Raw genomic sequence first — 24,812 nt, 5'->3', positions numbered from 1 at the left:
TTTAAAACTCAGTATATCGGATCGTTATTAATTAAACCAATCGGCACGGAACTTCCAAATCTTTTGTAAGATAGTAACTAGTGCACGCATTTCTATTGCCTGTTTCTTATAACCTGTAATCACCAATTAGCTAAGACTATGAAAGTACCGGTGATTATTTAAAAGCTGAAATAACAGGGATTTTTTAGGATTATTAAAATTGAAATTGTTTCGGGAGAAGATTTTGTATTGTGAAATTTTTGGTATAATATAATATTTGTTATGAATATTTTGTTGTGTTATGTTTTTAATTAATTATAATCAAATGAAATTTTCTATATGATTCATTATTGGATGAATTTGCATAAACGTGAATCATCCCATATTTTTTCCTTAAATTCGCATAAAAATTTTAAGCTAATGAATTACGATATTATTGTCATCGGAAGTGGTCCTGGTGGATATGTTACAGCGATTAGAGCGGCACAGTTGGGTTTCAAAACTGCAATTATCGAAAAAGAGAATTTAGGTGGAATTTGCCTTAACTGGGGATGTATACCAACTAAAGCTTTATTGAAATCTGCTCAGGTTTTTCATTATATTAATCATGCTGAAGATTATGGTTTAAATAAAGTAGAGCCAAGTTTTGAATTTTCAAACGTAATTCAAAGAAGCCGTGGTGTTGCCAACAAAATGAGCAAAGGAATCGAGTTCTTAATGAAAAAAAATAAGATCGATGTTATCCTTGGTACGGCTAAAGTTTTAAAAGATAAAAAAGTATCTGTTACAGATAAAGACGGTAAAGTGACTGAATATGCAGGAAGTCATATTATCATTGCAACAGGTGCACGTTCAAGAGAATTACCAAATTTACCACAGGATGGTAAAAAAGTAATCGGATACAGACAGGCATTATCTCTTCCTGAGCAGCCAAAATCTATGATTGTTGTAGGTTCAGGTGCAATCGGAGTAGAGTTTGCCGATTTCTATAACACGATGGGAACAAAAGTGACTATTGTTGAGTTTATGCCGAACATTGTTCCTGTAGAAGATGAAGAGATCTCTAAACATCTTGAGAAATCTTTGAAAAAATCAGGAATCGAGATTATGACCAATGCTTCTGTAGAAAGCGTGGATACCAACGGGGAAGGTGTAAAAGCAAATGTAAAAACTGCTAATGGAAACATTACCCTGGAAGCTGATATTTTACTTTCAGCGGTTGGTATTGCTGCCAATATCGAAAATATAGGATTGGAAGAAGTAGGAATCCAGACAGATAAAGGAAGAGTTTTGGTTAATGAGTGGTACGAAACTTCAGTTCCCGGATACTATGCCATCGGTGACCTTATCCCGACTCAGGCCTTAGCACACGTAGCTTCTGCAGAAGGAATTACATGTGTTGAAAAGATCAAAGGATTGCACGTAGAGAAAATTGATTATGGCAATATTCCTGGATGTACTTACTGTCACCCTGAAGTTGCTTCTGTAGGTCTTACAGAAAAGCAGGCTAAGGAAAAAGGATATGAAATCAAAGTAGGTAAATTCCCTCTTTCTGCAAGTGGTAAAGCAACTGCAAACGGAAATACAGATGGTTTCATCAAAGTTATTTTCGATGCTAAATATGGAGAGTGGTTAGGATGTCATATGATCGGTGACGGAGTAACTGATATGGTTGCCGAAGCTGTTGTTGCAAGAAAATTAGAGACAACAGGGCACGAGATCATTAAATCTATCCACCCGCACCCAACTGTTTCTGAAGCAATCATGGAAGCAGCTGCGGCAGCTTATGGAGAAGTGATCCACATTTAATCTATAATACAGAAATATTTAAAAGCCCAGATTATTCTGGGCTTTTTCAATATAGTTTATGCAGGAATATTTATTAAAATAATTTTAAAATTAGAATATTTCAAAAAAATAATCAGATTTTCTCGCCCTGTTTTCTTAATTTTATTCTATGAATCTTGAGAAAGTAGGGCTTGTTTTATCAGGTGGCGGTACCAAGGGTATTGCACATGCCGGAGTTTTAAAATTCCTGATTGAGAAGAATATTGATATTGATGTATTGTCTTGTTGCAGTGCAGGTTCTATCGTAGGATGCCTGTATGCAGTCGGTAAAACACCTGAAGAAATTCTGGAATTCTTCAATTCGGTTTATTTTTTCAACTGGAAGCATTTTACATTCAACCAGCCCGGGCTGGTATCCTCCATTATTTTTACCAACTATTTAAGACCCATTTTTCAGGATATGAAGCTGAAAGATCTGGATAAAGAGGTTAAGATCGTAGCTACGGAACTGGTGTCCGGGACGCAGAAAATTTTTGATGAAAATTTTAAAGTTACAGATGCAATTATTGCCTCATGTTCTATTCCCGGGATTACAACGCCTTATATCATCGGCGAAGAGATGTATTGTGATGGAGGAGTATTAAATAACTTTCCTGCAGATATCATCAGGGAGGAATGTGATAAGCTGATCGGGGTTTTTGTATCTCCGCCCCATGAAATCGATATTAAAGATTTAAAATCCATTAAAGCTATTGTTTCACGCTCTTATGACCTTCTTTCGTACAGAATAGAAAAAGGAAAGTTCGATTATTGTGATTGGTTCATTACCTCACAGGATCTTTCCAATTACGGAACTTTTGAAAGGAAAAAGGATCGTCTTGAAGAGATTTTCAATATAGGCTATAATTCGGCAAAAGAAAGTTTTGCAGAGAGTAATTTTTATACCCAGATCAAACAATTAGGTACATAAAATAAAAACTCCCGCATCCAATGCGGGAGTTTTTATTTTACTTTTTTACCACGATTCCATCCTGTTGTACCACAGTATTACCACTTTCATCACTTACAACGAGCGTATAGGGTGCTTTCGTTGCTGAATCGGTGAGGTAATTTCTCCAGACCTGGTAATGAAATCCTTTATTTACGAAATCATAATAATAATTACCTCCGGAACCATCTGGAACAAGCTCTCCGTCACTGATGATCATATTAGGTTTTGAGGTAAGTTTTGAATTGGCTCCCCATGCCTGATAAAGGTATTTTCCGTTAGGTTGAAGATCGATCCGTATTTTAAATTTCTTTGTTTTAATAATAACGGTTTTGGGAACCTGCTGGATATATTCTGAACTGTTTTCAGTTTTTATAACCGGATTTTCATTAGCAGCGTATGCATAAGCTGGAGAAGCTAATGCTATAATAAATGTGCCCATTAAGATTGTTCTGATCATGGCAATAGGTTTTAAAATTAGATTACCTGAATCTAATCAAATATAAAGCCATTAAACAATCAATACAATTTAAATCTTAGCTGGTATGGCTTGCAAAAGCTTCTTCCAGGCTGCCTAATTTTCCTTTGAATTCTTCAATCGGACAATCCTGAAGGATATTTCCTTTATGGATAAGAATTACCCGTGAGCATAATGCTTCAACCTCCTGCATAATGTGGGTTGACAGCAGAACGGTTTTTTCTTTACCGATCTCTTTTACTACATTTCTTATTTCAATAATCTGATTAGGATCCAGACCGTTGGTAGGTTCGTCAAGAATGAGAAGATCAGGCTGATGTAGAATAGCCTGTGCCAAACCAACCCTCTGCTTATATCCCTTGGAAAGCTGACTGATTTTTTTCGATTTTTCAGGAGTGATCCCTACAAGCTCTATCACTTCATTAATTCGTGTTTCAGGGATTTTATGAATATTAGCCACAAATTGCAAATATTCTTTAACATACATTTCCAGATACAGAGGATTATTTTCAGGAAGAAAACCAATATTCTTCTTAGCTTCTATCTCATATTCCGAAATTTCTTTATCATTAAAGATGATTTGCCCTTCATCTATTTTTAAAGCTCCGACAATGGATTTCATTAAAGTAGATTTTCCTGCGCCGTTAGGTCCCAGAAGGCCAATGATTTCATTTTTATCAATGGAGATGTTAATCAGGTTAAGGGCGGTTTGGTCACCAAATTTTTTGGTTAAATTGATTATTTGAAGCGACATAGGGTGTAATGATCTTTTTGCAAAAATAAAATAAAAAAACTCATTCTTAGGAATGAGCTCTGCTATATTGTAAAAATAATTATTATTTTTTCGTTTTCTTATTTTTATTGCCGGAATTATAAGATGATGCTGAAGTGTCCGGCTTATTGGAATGAACATTGTTCATCATGGCAGTCCTCTCATACAGAGATGATTTCCCATTTGTTTTTCCGAAGATTTTATCGACCTGCTTCTTATTTAAGAATTGAGATTTTCCAACATATTTTCGGTTTTTATTAATGAACTGGATAAACTGAACGGTTGGCTGGCCATAGTTTTTCTCGTAATGGAGTTCAATGATATCGTTTGGAAGCTCCAAAGCGATGTTTCCTTCTGGAAGGGAAATAAACCCGTCCGTAATCAGTTTATATAGATCAGAGACATCTCCGTTCAGGTTTTGAAAAGAAAAAGATCTGAAAGTATTGAGGTTGCTGGTATTAAGATCCTGGTAATTGATAGTGAATTTATCCTCCTTTTTATATAAGCCAACAGAGTTATCTTTACCAATTTCCACTAGAGTCTCATTTTTTAACACTTTAATTTGTGCAAAAATTGAAATACCGAACAGACAAGTAAATAGTAAAATTATTTTCCTCATTGGATTGATTTTTAACATTTTATAATATGGCGTCCTTGCAATTCCGGGATCAGATAGCATTAAAAACTTCGTCCCTAAAGCAAAAGTAACATTTTTTTTTGATATTTATTTTTGAAATATGCGCTATGTTATGCGCAACATCTAACTCTAACGCAAAAGAGTTTATTCCGAATCACGCTGAATTACCCGGCTGTTCACGAAAATGTAAAAGAGTAATATGATTTTGGATAACAGAAAGTTGCGGGGAACAGATCACCCGGAATAGATATCCGGTAAGAAATGGGTAAAATAAATTTTTCATGTGTTTTAATTGTGTTACTAAGACAAATCTATGATATTAAATTTAATTAATTCAATTTATCCCAAAAGTTTGGAAAATTTTTGAACAGTGACCCTACAATGGCAGGTCTTTATGTTTTGAATAGATGAGTCTGATAAGCACGGAATTTACTATTCAATTATTCTGAAGTGTTTGCTGGAACAGGTTTATACAGGTATTTCCTTAGTTTATTAACGGGTAAATAGACGGAAAGTACAGACAGTATTCCTGCAAGTGCTCCTACGAGTATGGCCATTGCCATAGCATCGAGCTTGTAGTTTGTTGAAAATTTGTACTGAGCAAATACCAGAAGAGAAAGTACAAGAAGCCCACTGATAACACCATGTAATATACTGAATTTCGTCATGAACTTTTTTGTATTCAGCTTGTTATCTACCATGAATTCTATTGTTCCCTCTTCTGCAGCGGCAGTGACTCTTTTGGTGATATCGATCGTGAGGATAACCGGCAGGAAAATGGCCATTGGCAAGGTTAGCCGGGCCAGATTCTGGGTACCTGAGAAGAAATGAGTATAACCCAGCTCGTGAAAGCTTGCATAGGCAATAATAAAATTAAGAAATGCATTCGGAAGAACATAGTAGATCGTCCGCGTTAATAAAAAGCGTTTGAGAGTGGTTTTCTTTTTTATAGTAGGGGATTTATCCGTTTTCATGTTTAGTTCTGTAAAGATACAGTAAGTAGTTCAAGGGCTTTATCTTTAATTTCTGTGGCTTTCTGTCTGGATAGGAAATCTTCATTCGACATAAGCGTAAAATCCATTTCCTGCTTGTAGGTAGTGGTAACCAGGGTGTTCGAATTGAGCCAAGGAAAAGCAACGGTGGGACTCATAATCGTTTCGAGCTCAAAACGCTGATATTGATCCGGAATATTAATTTTTCCCATGTTGGATAGGGTAATATCATGTCCGCCATGGGTTGATTTAAGCATGCTGATCATGCGTTCGACAAGCGGGTGCATCTGTTCACCCATCCAAAGAAGTTCCCGTGCTTCTATTTTTTCTAATTTCTCAAGAAGGTCTTTTTTGATGTGTCCTGCCTGGTCAAATATCCCATGATTTCCTTTTTTCAATGATAGTTCTATGGTAGGAGCAAAAGCAAATACATGATCCTGCTTTATTTCCGGAATAAAATGGCGCACGTCCACGGGGCTGATCACTTTTCTTTTAGCCTCAGCTCCCCGGATTTCCTGAAATGCCTGCATGAATGAAGCACACAACAGCGAGTGTACAGAAACACCATGCGCTTTACACTTGCTGGTGATCTGGTTCGTTATTTCCGGGTTCAGTTTCCAATGGATCACATAGTTTTTTCCAAGATTTCTTTTTTTACTTTTCTTTTGCATCAGAAAGAAGAGCCTGGCCATAAGCAGGTATAGCCTTGCTTTGCGTACTTTCTTTTTGGTATTAAAACCGGAAGGCAGGAAGTCATCAACTGAGCTGAATGCCTGGTATGTATCCAGTTCCATAGTTGGATCATCCAGCAGGCAGAGAAGCTCCCGCATCAGAGTTACCTGGGAAGTTCCATCACAAATGCAGTGGGGAAGTACCCAGAGAATTTCGGAAACCTCATTTCCTTTAATCCATACCAGTTGAGCCAAAGGTTTCCGATGATCTTCAAACATGCGGAACCATTCTTTTTCAGACTCACGCAACCAATCTTCATCGGATTCCCGGTCTATGATCCGAAGGGGAATGGCTTCCATCTCTCTTTCTTCTATAAAAAAGGGATATTGCTCAGTATCGGTATCGATCCTGGATCTGAGCAAAGAATGTTTTTTCTGGATTTTTTCTAAAGCTGTTTTAAAATCTGCTTCATGAAGTGTTCCTTTGATCTTTGCTGTAAATACGCAATTGAGGGGTGTTCCGGAATCAACATACATGATTCTCTCCACCATCATTAGTTTTCTCTTGATCATGATACTGCTGAATATTCAAGTTTTAATTTTATAGTATCAAGGATGTCCTTACGAATGGCCTGTGCATCTGAGTAAGGTAGATATCCTTCACTACCGATAAAGCAAAAATCCATTTCTCCCTGAAAGGTTGAAACTACAAATCCGGTAGTCTGGCCCAGAGGGCCCAAAGCTGAAGGGCTGAAAACGGTATCTACGGTAAAGTTCCTGTATTCATGGGGCACCTGAATAAGGCCAAGATTAGAAAGCATACAGTCATTGGTTGCTTTTCCATTTCTCAGGATTCTCGTGAAATTATCCAGGGCATAATGCCATGATTCAATGATCATCATCTTGGTATATGGATCCAGTTTTGAGGTCTTACGCTTCACGTGCTTCTGCATCTTCCGTACATTATCCAGAAAATTCAATTTTTCATTAATCGAAACTTCAACCATCAGCCCGAAGGCAAAAATATGATCATGTTTGATTTGTGTTGTTAGACGTCTGATATCCACAGGGCAGCAAATTTTATTCAATGCAGCTTTCCCCCTTATTTTTTTAAATGCCTGAAGAACAATTGCACAAAGAAAAGTATTCACGGTAAAACCATTGGATTTACAATAGGAAATTACTTGTTGAGTCATTTCCTTGTCAAACTTCCAATGGATCATATAATCGTTTTGCCTCTCTATTGGTTTTTTGTTTACAGGAGCATATTTAATGATGGTAGATGCCACTCTGCCGAGTACTTTTGCTTTAAGCTTATGCCTTCGGCTGTTTAAGATGTTTGCAGGAACAATATCCTGGATTCCGAGGATAGGATTCTCTACACCAATATCGGCGGAAGGGTTGTCCAATACCTGTAAAAACTCATACAATAATGTCATTGCGGAACCTCCATCGCATAAACAATGGTGAAATGAGAAAAACATGTCTGAAACTTCTTCTCCTTTGATCCATACAAACCTTATCAGGGGGAACTTTTCATGATCGAAAGGCATATACCATTCTTTCATGGATTCTTTCTGCCAGTCGTCTTCTCCCTGCCGGATCACAATTCTTATAGGAATGGGTACAACTTTCTGGGGCACTTCAAACCATGGAAGGTTTTCTTCGTCATGGGTTACATGTGCTTTTAACCAGGGATGTTTATTTTGAAGCAAAGCCAGAGCCCGCTGAATTTCTTCCAATTTGAACGTACCCCTTAATCTGAACGGGATAATGCCATTAAAAGCCTCTGTTCCATCTCCTAATATCATTCGTTCTCCAAATAGTAGTTTTCTTTTCATAGGTTATATCAAATTAATGTTTTTCTTGTTTTTTATGCAAAAAGCTTTCTGATCATTCCAACCTACATTCTTGCTGTCTGCTGCAAAGAGATCCAAAATGGATCTCTTTAGTTTTATATCATTCCGTTTACTTCATCTGCTTCCCGAATAATACCGGACAAGAAGTAACTTTATCAATCTTTTAGTTCATATCACTGATTTTTATCTGATCATAATACTTCGGCATATTCCAGTTTAAGTTGAATGGACTCAATCATCTCATCACGTATGGCTAAAGCTTCAGTGTATGGTAAATATCCCTCACTACCCATAAAAGAAAAATCCATTTCTCCCCTGTAGGTAGATGTTACCATGGTTGTTGTATTACCCAGAGGACCGATTACAGAAGGACTGAATATGGTTTCAACGGAAAATTCTTTATAGTTCTCAGGAATCTGGATCCTTCCCAGATTGGAGAACATACAATCATTGGTAGACCTTCCTTGTTTCAGAAGCCTGGTGAAGTTTTTCAGGGCATCGTGTCCGGACTCCATTACCATCATTACCATGTACGGGTTAAGCTTGGATGTTTTACGTTCCACATCTTCCTGCATAAGCGTCAGATTGTCTTCAAAGCTCACTTTTTCATTGGATGACAGGGTAATCATCAGCCCGAAAGCAAAGATATGATCCTCTTTTATCTGTGAGGCAAAACGTCTGATATCTACAGGACAGGAAACTTTATTGAAAGCCGCCGGACCTTTTACTTTCTTAAAAGCCTTAAGTAATGAAGCGCTCAAAAAAGTATTCACGGTAACCTTCATGGCTTTACAGTAAGAGATCAGTTGGCTGCTTGTCTTACGATCAAATTTCCAGTGGATAAAGTAGTCATTTTTCCGGTCAATGGCTTTTTTGTTCACGGGCATGTATTTTATCGCTGTGGCAGCGACTCTCCCGATAAATTTTGCTTTCAGACGCTGTCTCCGGTTCAATAAAATAGCTGATGGAACCACATCCTCAATTCCCAATATCGGATTCTCTGTTCCAATATCTGTCAATGGATTATCCAATACCTTTAGAAATTCATCTAAAAATGCCATTGCAGAACCACCGTCAGACAGACAATGATGGAAAACAAAAAGCATATCTGATACTCCTTCTCCCTTGATCCATACAAACCGGATAAGAGGAAATTGGTCATACTTAAAAACGGTTTGCCATTCCTTTATGGATTCTTCCTGCCAATCGTTTTCCCCTTTTCTGACCACAGTTCTTACAGGAATAGGAACAATAGGATCCGGTACTTCAAACCACGGTACTTTCTTTTCATCATGTATGATGAGTGCTCTCAGCCAAGGGTGCTTGGCCTGGATCTGATATAAGGCATGCCGCACGTCTTCTTCCCTGAAATCTCCTTTTAACCGGAAGGGAATAATTGCATTGAAGGGTTCCGTTCCATCCCCCAGCAACATGCGCTCACCAAATAACAATCTTCTTTTCATGATTTAAACAGAAACTAATGTTGATTGTTCTTGTTGTACAAAATTCTCCAGTAGCTCTACAGCCTTATCATTACCTCCGGCAGTAAGGAATGTTGTCTGAACTTCTTTTGCTGCATTGCGGTAAGCAGGATCTTCCAGCAATTCAAAAACCGTTTCACGGAGTGAATCTATGCGTAATCTTTTATAACGGATACTCTTGCCACAACCAGCCTGTTCGATGAGCTTTGCGATGTGGAAATGATCGTAGGCAATCGGTGTGATCAGCATTGGTAATCCGTTACGGAATGTATCATTAACTGTATTAAAACCTCCGTGGCAAATTACCATATCCATATGAGGCATTAATGCCGATTGAGGTACAAAACTGTTTACAATGAAATTAGAAGGCCATTCTTCAAAAATATCCGGTGGCGTGGCAGCAACGATAGTTACCGGCTGATCCGCGAATGCCGCAATGATCTTTTCGAAAAAGGCTTTTCTGATGTCTACAAGGAGTGTTCCTAATGATACAAATATTTTGGGTGTAGTAGCCGCATGCAAACGATCCCAGTCAAAAGGAGCATCATTGGGACGTCCTTTCACAGGACCTACAAATTTCATATGGTCAGGTACTGTTTCAAAACCTGCGAAAGCCTGAGATGTAAATACAAGGTTTAATTTATGGGAATGGATGAAAATTCCATCATCATCAATCCCCACTTCTTTTTGTAGATCTTTGATGAGGTTTTGTTGCCATTCAAATATTTTCGGAGCACTTTTTTCTGTATCTCCCATAACATCCGGGGGTACAGGAGTAGTTGTTACACATGGAATATTGTGTTTATGAGCAAAAAGGGCACCTCCGAAAGTAATACAGTCATTAACGATAACATCAGGTTTCCAGTTTTCAGTAAGACGGCTTAATCCGGGCATCATCATTTTGGCAAAAGGAACATAAGTTTCCTCTAATGCCAGTTTCATAACTTCAGGCCCGGAACAGGCGGGTCCGTCATCCTGTCTTTTTAAAATACGTTTGATCTCATCCTGATACGGAATAAGATCTTCTTCAGGGTAGAAATACGATCCTCCTTCCGGAATATGTTCATCTCCTAGCGGGGTAATCCCGAACCATTTTACTTCGTGTCCTCTTGCGATAAGGCTTACACCGACGCTCAGAGTAGGACTGATATGTCCAAAAAAAGGAGGGATAACAAACAGGAATTTCGAACGGGATTTTATCTTTTGTGTGGCATCGGTAATAGCTTTTTCCAGTAAATTGGCAGCTGTTACCGTACCTCCGGCCTCAATAAAAGACTGACGGATGATTTCTGCTGCTTTACGATAATCAGGATTGTTAAGGATCTGCTGTACCGCCTCTTTTAAATGGTTTGATTTGAAGCGGTTAAAATTAAGACGCTCACCAGCTCCTGTACGTACTACACGTCCTGCTACATGGGACTGGTCATAGGCAATCGGAATAACAACCAACGGCAGTCCGTTTGAAAGCGTTTCGGATACCGTATTATGTCCCCCATGGCAAACGACACCATCAAGATGCGGCAAGAGATCCAATTGAGGAATCTGCTGATATACCATGAAATTTTCCGGCCAGCTGTCGAAAAGCTGAGGATCTGAAACAACTACAACCGTTAGGTCTTCATCTTTAAATGCATCAATTACTTTTTGGAAAAAAGCTTTTTTATGATCATGATCGAAAGTCGTACCGATACTTACAAGAATTTTCTTTTGAGTTCTGCTGTTAAACCTTTCCCAGTCGAACTCACAGGATATCCGGCGTTCCGTAAGAACAGGACCTGTAAACTGGTAATTGGAGGGTAGTTCCATTTCACCAAAGAAATATCTGGACGTTAAAACCATTGTTAAGAGGTCTGAGGAAGCCAAAGAATGGTCTTCCATTATTCCCAGTTCCTTTTGCAGTTCAATGATTTTATTTACTTCCCACTCATGAACCTTTGGTAATTCATCCATGATTTTGATGGCAGCGGGAGCAGTAACAGTAGTGCTGTAAGGAAGGTTTAGCTTTTTTGCAGCAATAGCAGCTGCAAATAGCTGATGATCACCGATTACAAGGTCAGGTTTATAAGAATCGAGTAAATGGACAATACCATTATAGCAATGCCTGTTCAGTGGGATAAGTACATCATCGTAAAGAAATTTGATGCTGTCTATTCCGTATACTACTTTTTTGGAAATAATATCCAGGTACTGTTCGCTATCTCTTTTTTCTTCGTCAGTTTGATCGTATTGGATAAGCAGGAGCTCTCCTCCTGCCGGAAGTTTGGTATTAAGATTTTTGTCAAGACTGATCCATGCCACTTCATGTCCTCTGTTCAATAATTCAGCCCCGATACTCAGGGTAGGGTTGACATGGCCCGTCAACGGTGGAACAACAAATACAAATTTAGCCATGATTTTGTGTTAAGGTGTTAGATTTAGATAATGATTTGGATAAAAAATGCACAATAGCCTCAGCGATCTGAGCGGGTTCCTGTATCGGGATATTATGATCTCCAGGAATGAGTTCAAGTTTTGCCTGGCCGAGTTCTTTCTCTAGCCATTCTCCCGTAGGACGACAATTGGACTGATTCCCATATAAAAGCAATGCCGGAACATTTATCTTTGTAAGATCGGTTTCAGTAAAGAAATCTTTCTCTCTGATCATATCCGCTTTGATACTGGTCTCATAAAATAGGAATTCATACATTCTGTGATTTTTTTCCATTTGCCTTTTGCCCATCTGCACTTTTGTAGTGTCTGTAAAATTGGCTACATAATGTTCCAGGAATTCCTTACTGTACTGATCGATAATCCCCCGGGTTTCTTCATCCCTGGGATCAGGAGCTTCCATAATTACAAGCTGATTTATGCGGTCTGCATATTTCAATGCTGTTTTCAAAGCAATAAGTCCCCCGAAACTATAACCTACCAAATGAACTTTTTTCAGGTCAAGGAAATCAATAAGGCCAAGAAGATCGGAAGCCATATTTTCAAGATCGTATCCATCGAGTATACGTTCACTCATTCCATGGCTTTTTAAATCATACATTACTACGTGGTAATGCTGTGCCAGGATGGGTGCTATGTTAAAATAGTAAATGGACAGATTGCTGAACATCCCATGGATAAGCACAACCGTTTCCCGGGCACCTTTATTAAGTTCCTGAATATGAATTTTCCTGTTATCAACTGTAATTATTGGCATTCGTAAATATAATTGATGATCATACGGAGATCCAGGTTGATCAGCTGGTCGAGGTCCATAGAAGACAACCACCCTGTAAAATCAATCTGATCTCCAAAATGTGCTTTTATTTTTTCTGAGAAAGAGACAATTTCTATACTGTCCATTTCAAGATCTTTAGTAAATGAACTCTCCGGAGTGATATCCATCTCTTCAACAAATTCCTCTCCTATAACTTCAGTGATAAAACCTTTCAAAAGAATGAATAATTCCTCGTGATTCATTTTTAATGTGTTGTTCATAGTGTCCATCCGATAATATAATTTTGATGTTTTATGGTTTTTATTTCAGTTTGGTTGATCCACAAATGATCATCCTTTATTAGTTGTACTTCATATGCTTTAGGATTGCCTTGCAGTCCTTTTCCCAGGAACTTTCCATAGGCTTCTTTGGCAACCCAGAATCGGGTCGTCCATTCCGCCTGATCCCTGTCCTTTAATAATTCCAGCTCTGAATCTGTGAATACCAGATCATAGAAACCGGAACTTCTTTCCTCGATCGTTTCCATATCAATTCCTACGGACTTACCATGGCGTGCAATAGCTACAGCCTCCTTTCCTTTATGGGCAAGGGATACGTGGATATCCTGTGTGAAATCGCTGATGAGGTAAGGCTTGCCCAGTTCATCTGAGCCTATTTCAAATGTAATAGGATAGCAGGCGTGATTCTTTTGTTCACGGAGTAAATTCCTTACGGCATCTTTTACGGCAACGCGGCTCACCATCCAGTTTTTCTTCTTGTTGGGTAGTAGTTTTTGGTGGTATTGTTTTTCCGTCTGGTTGAAATATCGCTTCAGGATAAAGTCCCAGGAAGCCACTCTGGTATAAGCCTGATGGAAGAAAAATACCTGGGGTGCTATTTCTTCTGAAAGACGGTTGTGAAGAGGAGACATGGAAACATTCCATAATGCTTCATCGATTTCAAGTCTTCTGTTCTGCCAGCCTGTAATGGCACACCACGCCTTTCCATCTCTTTTCAGTATAATATTGGCGGTGGCAAATTCCTCATTTAAATCGGTAAGAATACAGGTACATTCGAATAATCCGTCCTGACCTTCCATGTTTCCGAAGAATTCAATATCCCTTATTTTTACCGGAAAAGCAATCCTGTCTTTAGTAAGGGTAAGTTGCAGCCACAAGCCAAACAGCTGTCCTGCATTATCCAACAGGGAACCTTTTCCGCCATTTCCTTTAATAGTTCCTATAATACCTTTACTTCCAACGGATAAAATTTCTGTAATTCCCTGATAAGCATCTCCATGGAACATATGTTTATCATAGATTTCCTCAGGAGTACGATGGATGGGTAGCAGATCTCCGATCGAAAGATCAAAAACCGGTACGACAGGAGGTGAAGATCTTAATATGACTTCAGCATTGGCGAAATTTTCTATATCAAGATAAGCGTGGGTTGAAGAGCGCCATTCTCCATTCACTGTTTTTTCAAATGGTTTGGCTACGTTCATCCATTGGAATACGCTAATGTTCATTATTTTATGGACCTGCATTTCCGGGATCTCAGCCTGGGCTATTTCTGCTAGTAATTCAAAGATCATGGTCATGGGAATCACAGGTTCCATATCCGTTACATCAGGCCAGCCTGCAGGTTGTCTAAGCAGACTATGGTCGATGAGGTATGGATGGGTATCCAGATTCACATGCAGGGATTTTGAAAAATTCTTGCTTACAGGTGCTTTAGGTTGAGTAATTACCGGACTTTGAGTTGTCGTCTTTGGTCCGTGCTGGAATAGCGTTAAAACTTCTTCTTGCATACGGATCATATCCGCAATATTTTCCTGGAAAGCCTGCACAAGAGGATGCCCGCTTTTCGTTGCGATGGCGGAAGTTCCGTTTTGTGCTAGTACATCAAAAGATTTAGCCAGTGTTTTAGCTTCTTTAAAATTACGGATGATAGGTGATCCTAATTCCAGTTTAATACCTTTACCTGATGATTTTTTAGAAGCGTGATGTATTTCTAAAAAGTCGAGTGAAATATCTTTACCCTCCACAAATAATGCGGCAACTACACGTTGTAGCTGGGCAAGAGAAGATCGGGTAGCGACACTTGATGCTAATGTACTGAATGGTCTCCCTTTCAAGGTATCATCTATAAAGCCGATCAGTCCTCCGGTACCTATCTGGATAAAGAATCTGGCTCCTTCTTCATACAATTTCTCCGTCAGTTCCCTGAAGCGTACAGGCTGAACCAAATGTTCCGCACTTAGTTTTCTGATGGCCTCCTCGTCCGAAGGATAAGGCTCCAACGTCGTTGCAGACCATAACGGGATTTTCGTTTTCTGGAATTGTGCTTTTTCCATTCCCTGCAGGATTATATCCAGTTTATCTGCGATAAAAGGTGAATGGAATCCTGATTGGAAGGGAAGTATCTGATGAAATATCTGCTGGGCTTTTAATAAAGGGACCAGTTCTTCCAGTGCAGCATTACTGCCACAAAGGATTACCTGATTCGGGCAGTTATCATTGGAAATATAGATATTCGGAATTGTTTCAATAATGGGGGTGATGATATCAATACCTGCCCCGATCGCAATAAACTTAGAATCTTTTAGTTCAAATGTTTCAGGATTCAGAACATCGATCAGTGCTTTTACAGAATTCACTTCTGCCAGCTCAGAGGAGTAGCCGGCCAGCCATTCTCCCAAACTGTGTCCCGCATTCATATCCGGTATTATGCCTAGTTTTTTCAATGAATTATCCAGGATACTGCAGTTGTTGAATATGTTTAGTGCATCCGTAAGTAAGCCTTCGCCCTCTGTTTGTATTGGTTCTGTTAATCCGAAATAACGGCTTACGCTTTCTACTTCGCCTTTTGCCAGTCCATCCAGTCCAGGGAATACAAAAGCAACTTTTCCTCCATCATGAAGCAACGGAGTATTGGTGTACCAGATATCCTGTTTATTACGCCAAGGTTTGTCCTTGGATACAATTTTAATAAGTTTTTCTATTCTTTCAGGAGTAGGATCAAACATGGCCACCCTGTAGTTTCCTTCTCCGGTTGTACTTTCGTTATTCTGTAAAGCTGAAAGTAACTCCTGATGTGTTTTTCTGGCCAGTAGCAATACGCGGTCTTTTTTAGGCATATCGTATCCTTCAAGAACCACGTGGGCATTGATTCCTCCAAACCCAAATGCATTAACAGCTGCTACTTTCGGTAAGCCGGTTTTGGACCAGCTTGTAGGTTCCTGTACCGGTGCGAATCTGGTTTGCTGCATATCGGCAATAGGATTTTCGCAATATAATGTTGGGGGAAGGATATCATGATGCAGGGCCATACACGTTTTTATTAAACCTGCAATACCGGCTGCCGGCATGGCATGTCCGATATTGGATTTAACGGATCCAATACCTGCCGTAAGAGCAGATTCTTCTTTTCCAAAAAACTGAGCGAGCGTCTGAAGTTCTGTTTTATCTCCAAGCGGTGTCCCAGTGCCATGGGCTTCAAGATAACCGATTTTCTTTTCATCAAGGTCTGCATTGATCCATGCCTGTTGCAGTGCCTTCAGCTGGCCTTTTGCAGATGGGCTCATAACACTCGTGCCACTGCCGTCACTGCTTACACCAACTCCTTTGATCACGGAATAGATCTTATCCTGATCCCTGATGGCATCTTCCAGACGTTTCAGGACAACAAATCCGCAGCCTTCTCCAATCAATAATCCATCGGCATCCATGCTGAAAGGTTTGATCTGCTGTTGGCGTGACATGGCGCCCAATTGGGCGAAAATACTCCAAAAAGCTGCATTTTGTCCGGTGTGTACGCCTCCGGCAATAACCATATCACAACGGCCCCTGTTAAGCTCCTGAACAGCGTGGTCTACTGCGATCAGAGAACTGGCACAAGCGGCATCTACTGTGAACGCGGCTCCTCCCAGATTGAACCGGTTGGCCACTAAAGAAGCAACAAGGTTAGGGATCAGTCCCATTGCAGTATCTGCAGCAAAGCGTCCTTTTCTTTCCTGGAAAGCATGTTTTACTTTTTCAATTTCTGCAGGAGATATTTGTGGGAGCAGCTCCTGAAGCAATGAAGATATTTGTTCCCCGGTTCTTACGATTTCGATAGCACGGGTAGCTCCCGGGCCTGTATAATTTCCTTTACCAATGATGATTCCTGTTTTTTCGAGCGAAACCTGTTTTTTGAATACACCGGCATCGTCTAATGCTTTTTGCACCAGATCAAGGGTTAGCAAATGATCAGGTTCGGTGCCTTCTACAGCTAACGGTAAAATACCATAGGCGGTGGGGTCAAATTCGTAATCGGGAATGAATCCGCCACGCTGACAATAAAAACGGTCAACCGAACCTGGTGTATCGCTGAAATGGATCGGATCAATACGATCCGCAGGTGCAGTTTGGGTAGAATCTACCTTATTAATGATATTTTGCCAAAAGGTGTTGGCATCCTGTGCTCCGGGGAAGACACAGGATAGGCCAATTACAGCAATATCTGTTTTTTTCATAGTTATCTGATACAGCGATTTACCAATTATTTCCTGACATGATCAGCACCTGGCTTTCCGTTCCGTACTTGATCTCATTAAGGAAGATTTCTTTTCCCTGATCCAACGGAATCAGAGAGATTCCACGACGTTCATATTCTGTTTCCAGGGTTGAGGAAACCATACCGGCACCTTTCCATGGTCCCCAGTTGATGGAGATCACTTTTCCTGTTAATTTTTTATCCAGAGCTTTGGCATAATCATCCAATACACTATTGGCTGCTGCGTAGTCCGTCTGCCCTTTATTTCCATATACGGAAGCAATGCTTGAGAAGAGAACTACAAACTGGCATTCCGGACGAAGCTGTTCTGCTAATACACGTAACGGTTTCACTTTGGTATCAAATACACGTCCGAACGAACTGGTTGTTTTCTGTTTAAATAGTTTGTCTTCCAGAAGGCCTGCACCGTGGATCACGCCATCCAGCTGCCCATATTTTTCATAAATAGTATTGATAAGATCGCATAATCCGTCTTCGTCACAAAGATCCAGGGAATGGTAAACTACCGTACTTCCAAGTTGTTCCATATCTCTGATAGTACGCAGGATCTGATTGTTCTTAAATACCCTAACCGTTTCTTTTTCTATTTCTGAAGGAGAAGTAAATTGTCCTGTTTTAATCAGGTAACTTCTGATTTCTTCTTTCGTTTTCAGGGTTTCCAATTCTTTAAAATCAGACGTTCCTTCTCGCGGATCTGCAGACCGGCCAACAAGGATATAGGTGCAAGGGTAGGCTTCGGACATGTGTTTAACAAGTTCAGCCGTGATGCCCTGTCCACCACCTAATACAAGCACTACAGATTCTTTGTTCAATTGGATGTGTGCTTCCTCCAGGCTGGTTGATAGAGGAGATGGTATAATATCTACCTTGTGACGTTGGTCATCTTTATAAATAACTTCGGATGGCTTGTCTGTCGTAAGTATTTCTTTTAAGGCAATATCTGCAATTTGATCAAGATCCTGAGGAGTACTCAGGTTGATCAGTCTGCATGAAGTTTGCTCATACTCCCTGGCAAGGCTCTTAAAGAAGCCTGGATATCCCTGATAATGGCGTAATACTTTAATATCGGTCAGTTCCTGAAGATGTGCAGGAATATCGGATATCAGGTATACCCATTTTACTTTATCGAAGTCCAGCTTCTTTATAAGGTCAACATATTCAATGATGCCGTTTTTTACTTCAGAAGAGAAGATGTCAAGAATGATAAGCCCGTCAAAATCTTTAAGGTCCGTTTCCATATCGATCACTTCACCGATGGCTCCGCATTTTTCAAGTATATTTTTAATGGCTAATGTTTCTATAATCGTAGCAGGAGTAATGGCGAAACGCTTTCCTTTTATTGTTTCTGTATTTTGTATTGCAGAAACATCACTTGGCGTAAGGTCAAATCTTAGACGTGATAACATGGCCTGTTCCTGAGCTTCTCCTGATATCTGTTCAGTAATTTTAGCTTCTGCTTCATGGCTGGCTTCACTGCTTTTTCCATTAAGCTCACTGATCCATGATGCCAATCCCCGAAGGGTTTTAATTGCTGCCAGTTTCTCCATGATGTCATCTGCCTGCTCTAAATCCTGTCCGAATCCTATTTTGGTTTTCAGATCTCCGATAATTTCCATTCTTTTGATGGAATCGATGCTTAAATCTGCTTCAAGATCCAGGTCTAGTCCCAGCATTTCTTTCGGATATCCTGTTTTTTCACTTACAATATCCAGGATTGCATTTTGAAGGTCTTCCAGGGAAAAAGAAGACTGATTTTTCGGTTCTGCAACTTCTACGGCCTCAGTTTTTGTATTCACTGCAGCAGGAGCTCCCATAAATTCCGTAAGCCAGGAAACCAGCCCGTTTAAAGTTTTGATAGAGGCAAGTTGCTCCATTACAGTGTCTTCATTAGAACTGTCCATAGATAAAGCACCCAGCTCACTTCGAAGTGTTCCTATGATCTCAACTCTTTTGATGGAATCGATACTAAGGTCCGCTTCAAGATCCATTTCCATGCCCAGCATTTCATGCGGGTATCCGGTTTTTTCACTTACAACCTGTAGTAATAAAGTTTTAACGTCTTTTGTTGGGGCTTGTTTTGTCTGAGTAACAACTGCCGGTTTTTCTGTAACGATTTGCGAAGTTGGTATAGTAACCACGTTGTTAGCCCCGTTAGCCCCGTTGGTTCCATTGGTTCCGTTTGTTACCGGTGCGTGATACACGGGAGCAGAAGTAATTTGAGGATTCTGACCCAGGAATGAAAGCATTACATCCCTTTGAGCCTGTATCATCATCTTCATACTATTTAAATATTCCTGCAGCATACGCTCGGCAGCGGGTAAATTCTCGGTTGCAGGTGCTTGATTATTAGTAAAGTTGTTCATTTGGATAGGGTTTAAAATGGGTAGTGCACCATTGGCAGGCAAATTACCTGTAGTAGGGTGTGCTGTTTGTCCGTTAACACGCCAGATGGCCGGGTTTTTCTTATAAAGATCAGGTTGGTCAATCTGAATAAATCGGGTATTGCGGCCATCGAAAAGCTTGCTGATGTCAAAGTTTCGACCCGTACCTAAATATTGGGCAAGCATGCACAGAAGATGGCTGAATTTATTACGACTGTTGTCTTCCACATACAGGGTCAACTGATCTTTACCTAAGGAAGATTGCGTTAATCCGGTAAGTACTTTTCCTGGTCCTACTTCGATGAATATTCTCGCTCCGTCTTCGTACATCGCCTGAATTTGCTCTACAAATCTCACCGGCTGTACAAGATGGTCTGTTAGCCTTTCCTTTATTTCTGAAGATTCTGTCGGATATACTGTTGCGGTAGTATTCGACCAGACAGGAATTTGCATTTCCTCAAATGGAATATCGTTGAGTACCGTTGTATACAGATCTTTGGATTTGGCAACAACAGGGCTATGGAATGCACAGGCAACCTCCAGCTTTTTAGCAGAAATTCCTTCCTGTTTAAGGATTGTCATCAGGTTATTGATTGCATTGGTACTTCCTGCAACCACGCACTGGGAAGGTGCATTATAGTTTACGGGATAGCAGCCTTCGGTTTTTTCAAGGATCGGTAATAAACGTTCTTTTGTTATGCTTACAGCTACCATGGTACCCGGATCTCCGCCTTCCACAGAGTTCAGAATAGCATGCGCCCTGCGTCTGCTAAGGTCTACAAGTTTTTCTTCTTCAAAAACACCGGCAAAACATAATGCAGGCAGTTCTCCGTAGCTGTGACCTGCCAGCATATCCGGAACAATCCCCAGAGATTGAAGGAATTTAGCCAGTGCAAAATCCACAATTCCTAAAAGAGGTTGTGCTAGGCGGGTATCTTTAATGGTTTCTTTTTGTTGCTTTAAAGTTTCCGGATCGAAAGACGTAGAAGGGAAAACTACTTTTTCAAGCTCAGGGTACTGGTCCAGAAGTTTACGCATTGCAGGGAATACGACAAACAGATCACGCGCCATATTGATACGCTGACTGCCTTGTCCAGGGAACAAAAAGGCTACCTTACCGGCTTTCTTATTAACGGTAAAAGTGTCTTTGGTTTCGATGCCGGACAGAATCAGCTCGATCTTCATCATCAGATCTTCAGCTGTGTCCGCTACAATACTCAACTGGACAGGCTTTTCAGAACCTACGCTTAAGCTGTATGCTATATCTTTCAATGAGATATCATCATTGATTTCCAGTAAAGAAGTGATTTGGCTTAGCTGGCTTTTTGCTTCTTCATAAGTATCTCCACGGAATACAAATAATTCCGATGGCCATGATTGCATGGTCACAGGCTCTTCCTGTTTCGAATGATTGGCAATCACAGTATGGAAATTGGTTCCGCCAAATCCAAAAGCACTGATTCCCGCATAACGGTTTTTATCGCCCCACAATCCGCTTTCTGCATAGAATGCAAAAGGACTGGTTTGTGCATTATAATAAGCATTAGGCTGCTGAAGGTGAAGGGTAGGTGGTTTTACACCATGATACACTGCTAATGATGCTTTGATCAGCCCTGCTAATCCTGCCGCGCATTTGGTATGTCCGATCTGGGTTTTTACAGATCCCAGGTGAGTCTGGCCCGGTATCGCTCCAGAGCGGCTGAATAGATTGGTTAATGCATTAAGTTCGGTCTTATCTCCGACTACAGTTCCTGTACCGTGAGCTTCTATTAATCCTACAGCTGCAGGACTAATACCTGCTTGGGCATAAGCACGTTCCAGTGCTCTTACCTGGCCAATTTTTCGTGGAGCAGTAAGCCCTAAAGCCTTACCATCACTGGATCCTCCGACACCTTTGATCACCGAATAAATGCGGTCACCATCACGTAAGGCATCTTCATATCGTTTCAGGACAAGAATAGCAACCCCTTCTCCCAGGGCAATTCCGTCGGCTTCACTGTCAAAAGTTGCACATCTTCCTTTTCGGGAAAGTGCATGTGTGCTTGAAAACATAAGATAATCGTTGATCCCGTTATGCAAATCTGCTCCACCGGCCAGCACCATATCCGATTTGCCTAATACAAGCTCCTGGCATGCCAGTTCTATTGCGGCCAGAGATGATGCGCAAGCGGCATCCACCGTAAAGTTTCTTCCTCCAAGGTCCAGACGGTTGGTGATTCTTCCGGCGATTACATTGGCTAAAATACCCGGGAATGAATCTTCTGTAGTATGTGGGAATGCTTCTTTTACTTCATCATGAAGTTCCCCGAAAACCTGTTTGTAATACCCTCTGAAACTGTAGCTGTTCGCAAGGTCATTACCGCCTTCAGCTCCTATGATTACAGAGATATTTTCTCTGTTGATATGTTTCTCACCATAACCTGCATCTTCCATGGCACGTTTGGCCACCAGTAATGTTAATAATTGTGTAGGTTCAATAGCGGCGAGAGATTGAGGAGGTATTCCGAAGGCAAGCGGATCAAAATCAATTTTCGGAATGAATCCACCCCATTTGGAATGGGATACATCCGGTCCATCTGAATCCGGATGATAATAGAGTTCTTTATTCCATCGTTCATCGGGTACTTCTGTTACACTGTCTTTTCCTAAAATGATATTACGCCAGTATTCTTCCAGATTTTTTGCACCCGGAAATATACATTCCATACCTATGATTGCTATGTCAAGCGGTTTTTCATGGGAAGATGGTTCTTCCGGTAAAGCGGCATCCTGTATATATTTAAAATTATCTACAGCAACATCTTCATGAAGGTCCGAAATAGAAATAACTCGGTCGTGCATCGTAGCGATCTGACCAATCATGTACATCCCAAGATCCAGCTGTTGATTTTTAGGAATATTAACGAGTTGGTCCCCCTGACGATCTACTCCTTTTGCTGCAATCCTCAGACGGCCTACGTTGAGCTTTTCAAGCTGTTCCCAAACCTGTTTTTTATCCATTCCGGCTGCCAGAAGTTTTGTTTTTTCAGCACTGAAATGTTGAGCAAATGCCGTGTTCAGGCATCGCGTTTCATGTCCCGGTGCGGTTTCCAATAAAACGGTGTCTTTTGCCTGCATGGCTTGTATCTGGAATTCTTCCTGGATAGCACCCGTAAGTACGGCTTCCTGGGTATAAAGATATGCTGTACCCATCAATACTCCAACCTTTACACCTCTTGCTGCAAGAGGTGCTGCCATGATAGAAACAAATGCTGTTGAAAATGCATTATGGATCCCACCTGCAAAAAAGACGCTGATATTTTCAGGGTGTTCTTCTTTTAATATACGTTCAATTTGTTTTTCCCAAAGAACAGTGCTTGAAAGCGGTCCTACGTGTCCGCCACATTCGCGTCCTTCAAATATGAAATTTCGGGCTCCTTCTTTTAAGAAAATATCCAGCAAAGCCGGTGAAGGAACATGAAGAAAGGTCGTTATTCCTGCTTTTTCAAATATTTTTGCCTGAGCAGGTCTTCCTCCGGCAATTAAAACTACAGGAGGTTTTGCCTCCAATATATAAGAGGTTTGCTCATCTCGTAATTCCTGGGGAGCAAATCCTAAAATTCCTACACCCCAAGTTTTTTCTCCCGCAAGCTTTTTAGTATCCATAACCAAATCTTTAGCCTGGTTTCCTTTAAGTAAAGAAAGGGCAACGAAAGGCAAGGCGCCTGCATCAGCTACAGCGTTAGCGAACGAAGGAACATCACTGACACGGGTCATTGGGCCCTGAGCAATAGGATAACGAAGGTTTAGCTCTTTCGCTAAAGCATTTTCCTCGTCAATTACCTGTAGGGCTTTTGCCTGTTTAAGGTGGCCATACATGGCTTCTTTAAATCCAAAGACCATTTTCTTCAGGTTTTTGAAGTCTTCAAAGAGGTCTGTTGCTAATGAAATATCTTGTCCCATTGGGATATAGCTGTTAGCCGGGTCAAGATCTGTGAAAAATTCTTTAAGATCTTCTTCGGTGGTATTTTCCGGTAAAGAAGGTGAGTTGGGTCTTACCAAAACACGATGGTTAGCAATGATTTTTGTTTCGGTTCCGTTAAGCTTTGAGCAGAGATCTTTTAGATCCTGTGGAACAGAACTTTCCGGAAACAGCGAAAGCTGGCTGTCCAGTACAACACCGGTTGCTCCCAGTGCTTTTGCGGCGGCAGCGGTATGAAGTCCCACGCCTCCCTGGATCCATACCGGGATAGAGGTTACTTCTTTTATGATTCGCTGAAATAAAACAAATGTTGACTCATATCCTACAAGTCCACCTGCTTCATTTCCTTTAATAATAATACCTGCAGCTTCCATACGTTCAGCTTCTTTGGCTTCTTTCAGACTGCTTACCTGATAAACAATCGGTAAATTCGGGAAGAGATTGGCGGAACTGCCAAATGGAAGGATCACAAATTCTACTTTTTCAGAGATTTGAAGGGATTCGAATTTATCATTGGAGGAATAAATACCGTAAGAAGGTATATCGGTCTGGTCTAATTGATGAAGTGCTGCCTGGGCGATTGCTGACTCATGTCCCAAGCTTAAAACAGCAAATGCACCTGCCTGGTGTAGTTTTAATATAAGATGGGCATCCGGCTTCTCGAAAGGAGTAAGCCCAATAATAGTTATGTTTTTCATGGCGTTTTTATATTGAGTGATCAGGATTCCTATAACCAATCGGTAAAACGTTTAATGTTATATCCGGTTGTTTTGTTATGGAGGAATAAAAATAGTAAAATTATATTATATATTCAATAATAAATAGTATTTAATGATTATTCTTTAATTTTAAAAGAATTGGTTTTCCAAAATGCTATTGAGCGGTGCTTATATGGCATGCATTCTACATTGCTCTTTTCATGGGGCTTTAAGTCGATGGTGATTAGATTTTTCATTACATTTATAATTTTGAGATAAACGGCGGGAAATGTCATAGCAGGATGCTGAACGTCCGATATATAGAACGATCGTCTGTTATGATGGAATAAAAATAATTAATTCTGTGATATGTTTAATAATAAAGG

General features: G+C 40.3%; 14 protein-coding genes. 2 read left to right on the top strand and 12 right to left on the bottom strand.

The window, feature by feature from the left end; genetic code table 11:
• Nucleotides 1-399 precede the first annotated feature (399 nt).
• Together lpdA and AC0INN_RS19550 are read left to right on the top strand one after the other, a co-directional pair.
• Nucleotides 400-1,788 (top strand): dihydrolipoyl dehydrogenase, encoded by a 1,389-nt coding sequence (gene lpdA / locus AC0INN_RS19555; RefSeq protein WP_273648506.1) that lies wholly within the window; start codon nucleotides 400-402, stop codon nucleotides 1,786-1,788.
• Nucleotides 1,789-1,936: 148 nt separating this feature from the next.
• Nucleotides 1,937-2,737 (top strand): patatin-like phospholipase family protein, encoded by an 801-nt coding sequence (locus AC0INN_RS19550; protein WP_172279220.1) that lies wholly within the window; start codon nucleotides 1,937-1,939, stop codon nucleotides 2,735-2,737.
• Between the two features lie 37 nt (nucleotides 2,738-2,774).
• On the opposite strand, the gene AC0INN_RS19545 is transcribed toward AC0INN_RS19550, so the two are convergent.
• From AC0INN_RS19545 to AC0INN_RS19490, 12 genes are all read right to left on the bottom strand, one after another.
• Complete coding sequence (locus tag AC0INN_RS19545; protein WP_273648505.1) at nucleotides 2,775-3,215, bottom strand: hypothetical protein; 441 nt, start codon at nucleotides 3,213-3,215, stop codon at nucleotides 2,775-2,777.
• A gap of 76 nt (nucleotides 3,216-3,291) precedes the next feature.
• Nucleotides 3,292-3,987 (bottom strand): ABC transporter ATP-binding protein, encoded by a 696-nt coding sequence (locus tag AC0INN_RS19540; RefSeq protein ID WP_306614689.1) that lies wholly within the window; start codon nucleotides 3,985-3,987, stop codon nucleotides 3,292-3,294.
• 82 nt (nucleotides 3,988-4,069) lie between these two features.
• A complete protein-coding gene (locus AC0INN_RS19535; protein WP_172279214.1) occupies nucleotides 4,070-4,624 on the bottom strand; it encodes a hypothetical protein in 555 nt (184 codons plus the stop codon).
• 458 nt (nucleotides 4,625-5,082) lie between these two features.
• The gene (locus tag AC0INN_RS19530) at nucleotides 5,083-5,616 is read right to left on the bottom strand and encodes a hypothetical protein (protein WP_172279212.1); all 534 of its coding nucleotides are present in this window, start codon (nucleotides 5,614-5,616) and stop codon (nucleotides 5,083-5,085) included.
• Nucleotides 5,617-5,618: 2 nt separating this feature from the next.
• Nucleotides 5,619-6,878, bottom strand: a complete 1,260-nt coding sequence (locus tag AC0INN_RS19525; protein ID WP_172279210.1) for a condensation domain-containing protein — start codon at nucleotides 6,876-6,878, stop codon at nucleotides 5,619-5,621.
• Nucleotides 6,875-8,146: a condensation domain-containing protein gene (locus tag AC0INN_RS19520; RefSeq protein WP_172279208.1), complete on the bottom strand. Its 1,272-nt coding sequence runs from the start codon at nucleotides 8,144-8,146 to the stop codon at nucleotides 6,875-6,877. The genes AC0INN_RS19525 and AC0INN_RS19520 overlap by 4 nt, the downstream gene beginning before the upstream one ends.
• Before the next feature lie 209 nt (nucleotides 8,147-8,355).
• On the bottom strand, nucleotides 8,356-9,627 hold the full coding sequence (locus tag AC0INN_RS19515; protein WP_306614685.1) for a condensation domain-containing protein: 1,272 nt from the start codon (nucleotides 9,625-9,627) through the stop codon (nucleotides 8,356-8,358).
• A gap of 3 nt (nucleotides 9,628-9,630) precedes the next feature.
• A complete protein-coding gene (locus tag AC0INN_RS19510) occupies nucleotides 9,631-12,036 on the bottom strand; it encodes a glycosyltransferase (protein ID WP_306614683.1) in 2,406 nt (801 codons plus the stop codon).
• Nucleotides 12,029-12,829 carry an alpha/beta fold hydrolase gene (locus AC0INN_RS19505; RefSeq protein WP_273648503.1) on the bottom strand — a complete coding sequence of 267 codons (801 nt, stop codon included), beginning with the start codon at nucleotides 12,827-12,829 and terminating at the stop codon, nucleotides 12,029-12,031. The genes AC0INN_RS19510 and AC0INN_RS19505 overlap by 8 nt, the downstream gene beginning before the upstream one ends.
• A complete protein-coding gene (locus AC0INN_RS19500; RefSeq protein ID WP_273648502.1) occupies nucleotides 12,820-13,092 on the bottom strand; it encodes an acyl carrier protein in 273 nt (90 codons plus the stop codon). The genes AC0INN_RS19505 and AC0INN_RS19500 overlap by 10 nt, the downstream gene beginning before the upstream one ends.
• Nucleotides 13,093-13,106: 14 nt before the next feature.
• The gene (locus AC0INN_RS19495; RefSeq protein WP_306614680.1) at nucleotides 13,107-17,345 is read right to left on the bottom strand and encodes a type I polyketide synthase; all 4,239 of its coding nucleotides are present in this window, start codon (nucleotides 17,343-17,345) and stop codon (nucleotides 13,107-13,109) included.
• Between the two features lie 19 nt (nucleotides 17,346-17,364).
• A complete protein-coding gene (locus tag AC0INN_RS19490; protein WP_306614678.1) occupies nucleotides 17,365-24,426 on the bottom strand; it encodes an SDR family NAD(P)-dependent oxidoreductase in 7,062 nt (2,353 codons plus the stop codon).
• Between the last annotated feature and the right edge of the window lie 386 nt (nucleotides 24,427-24,812).

It is taken from the genome of Chryseobacterium subflavum (assembly GCF_055762745.1).
This window is presented reverse-complemented; position numbering and strand designations above follow the sequence as displayed.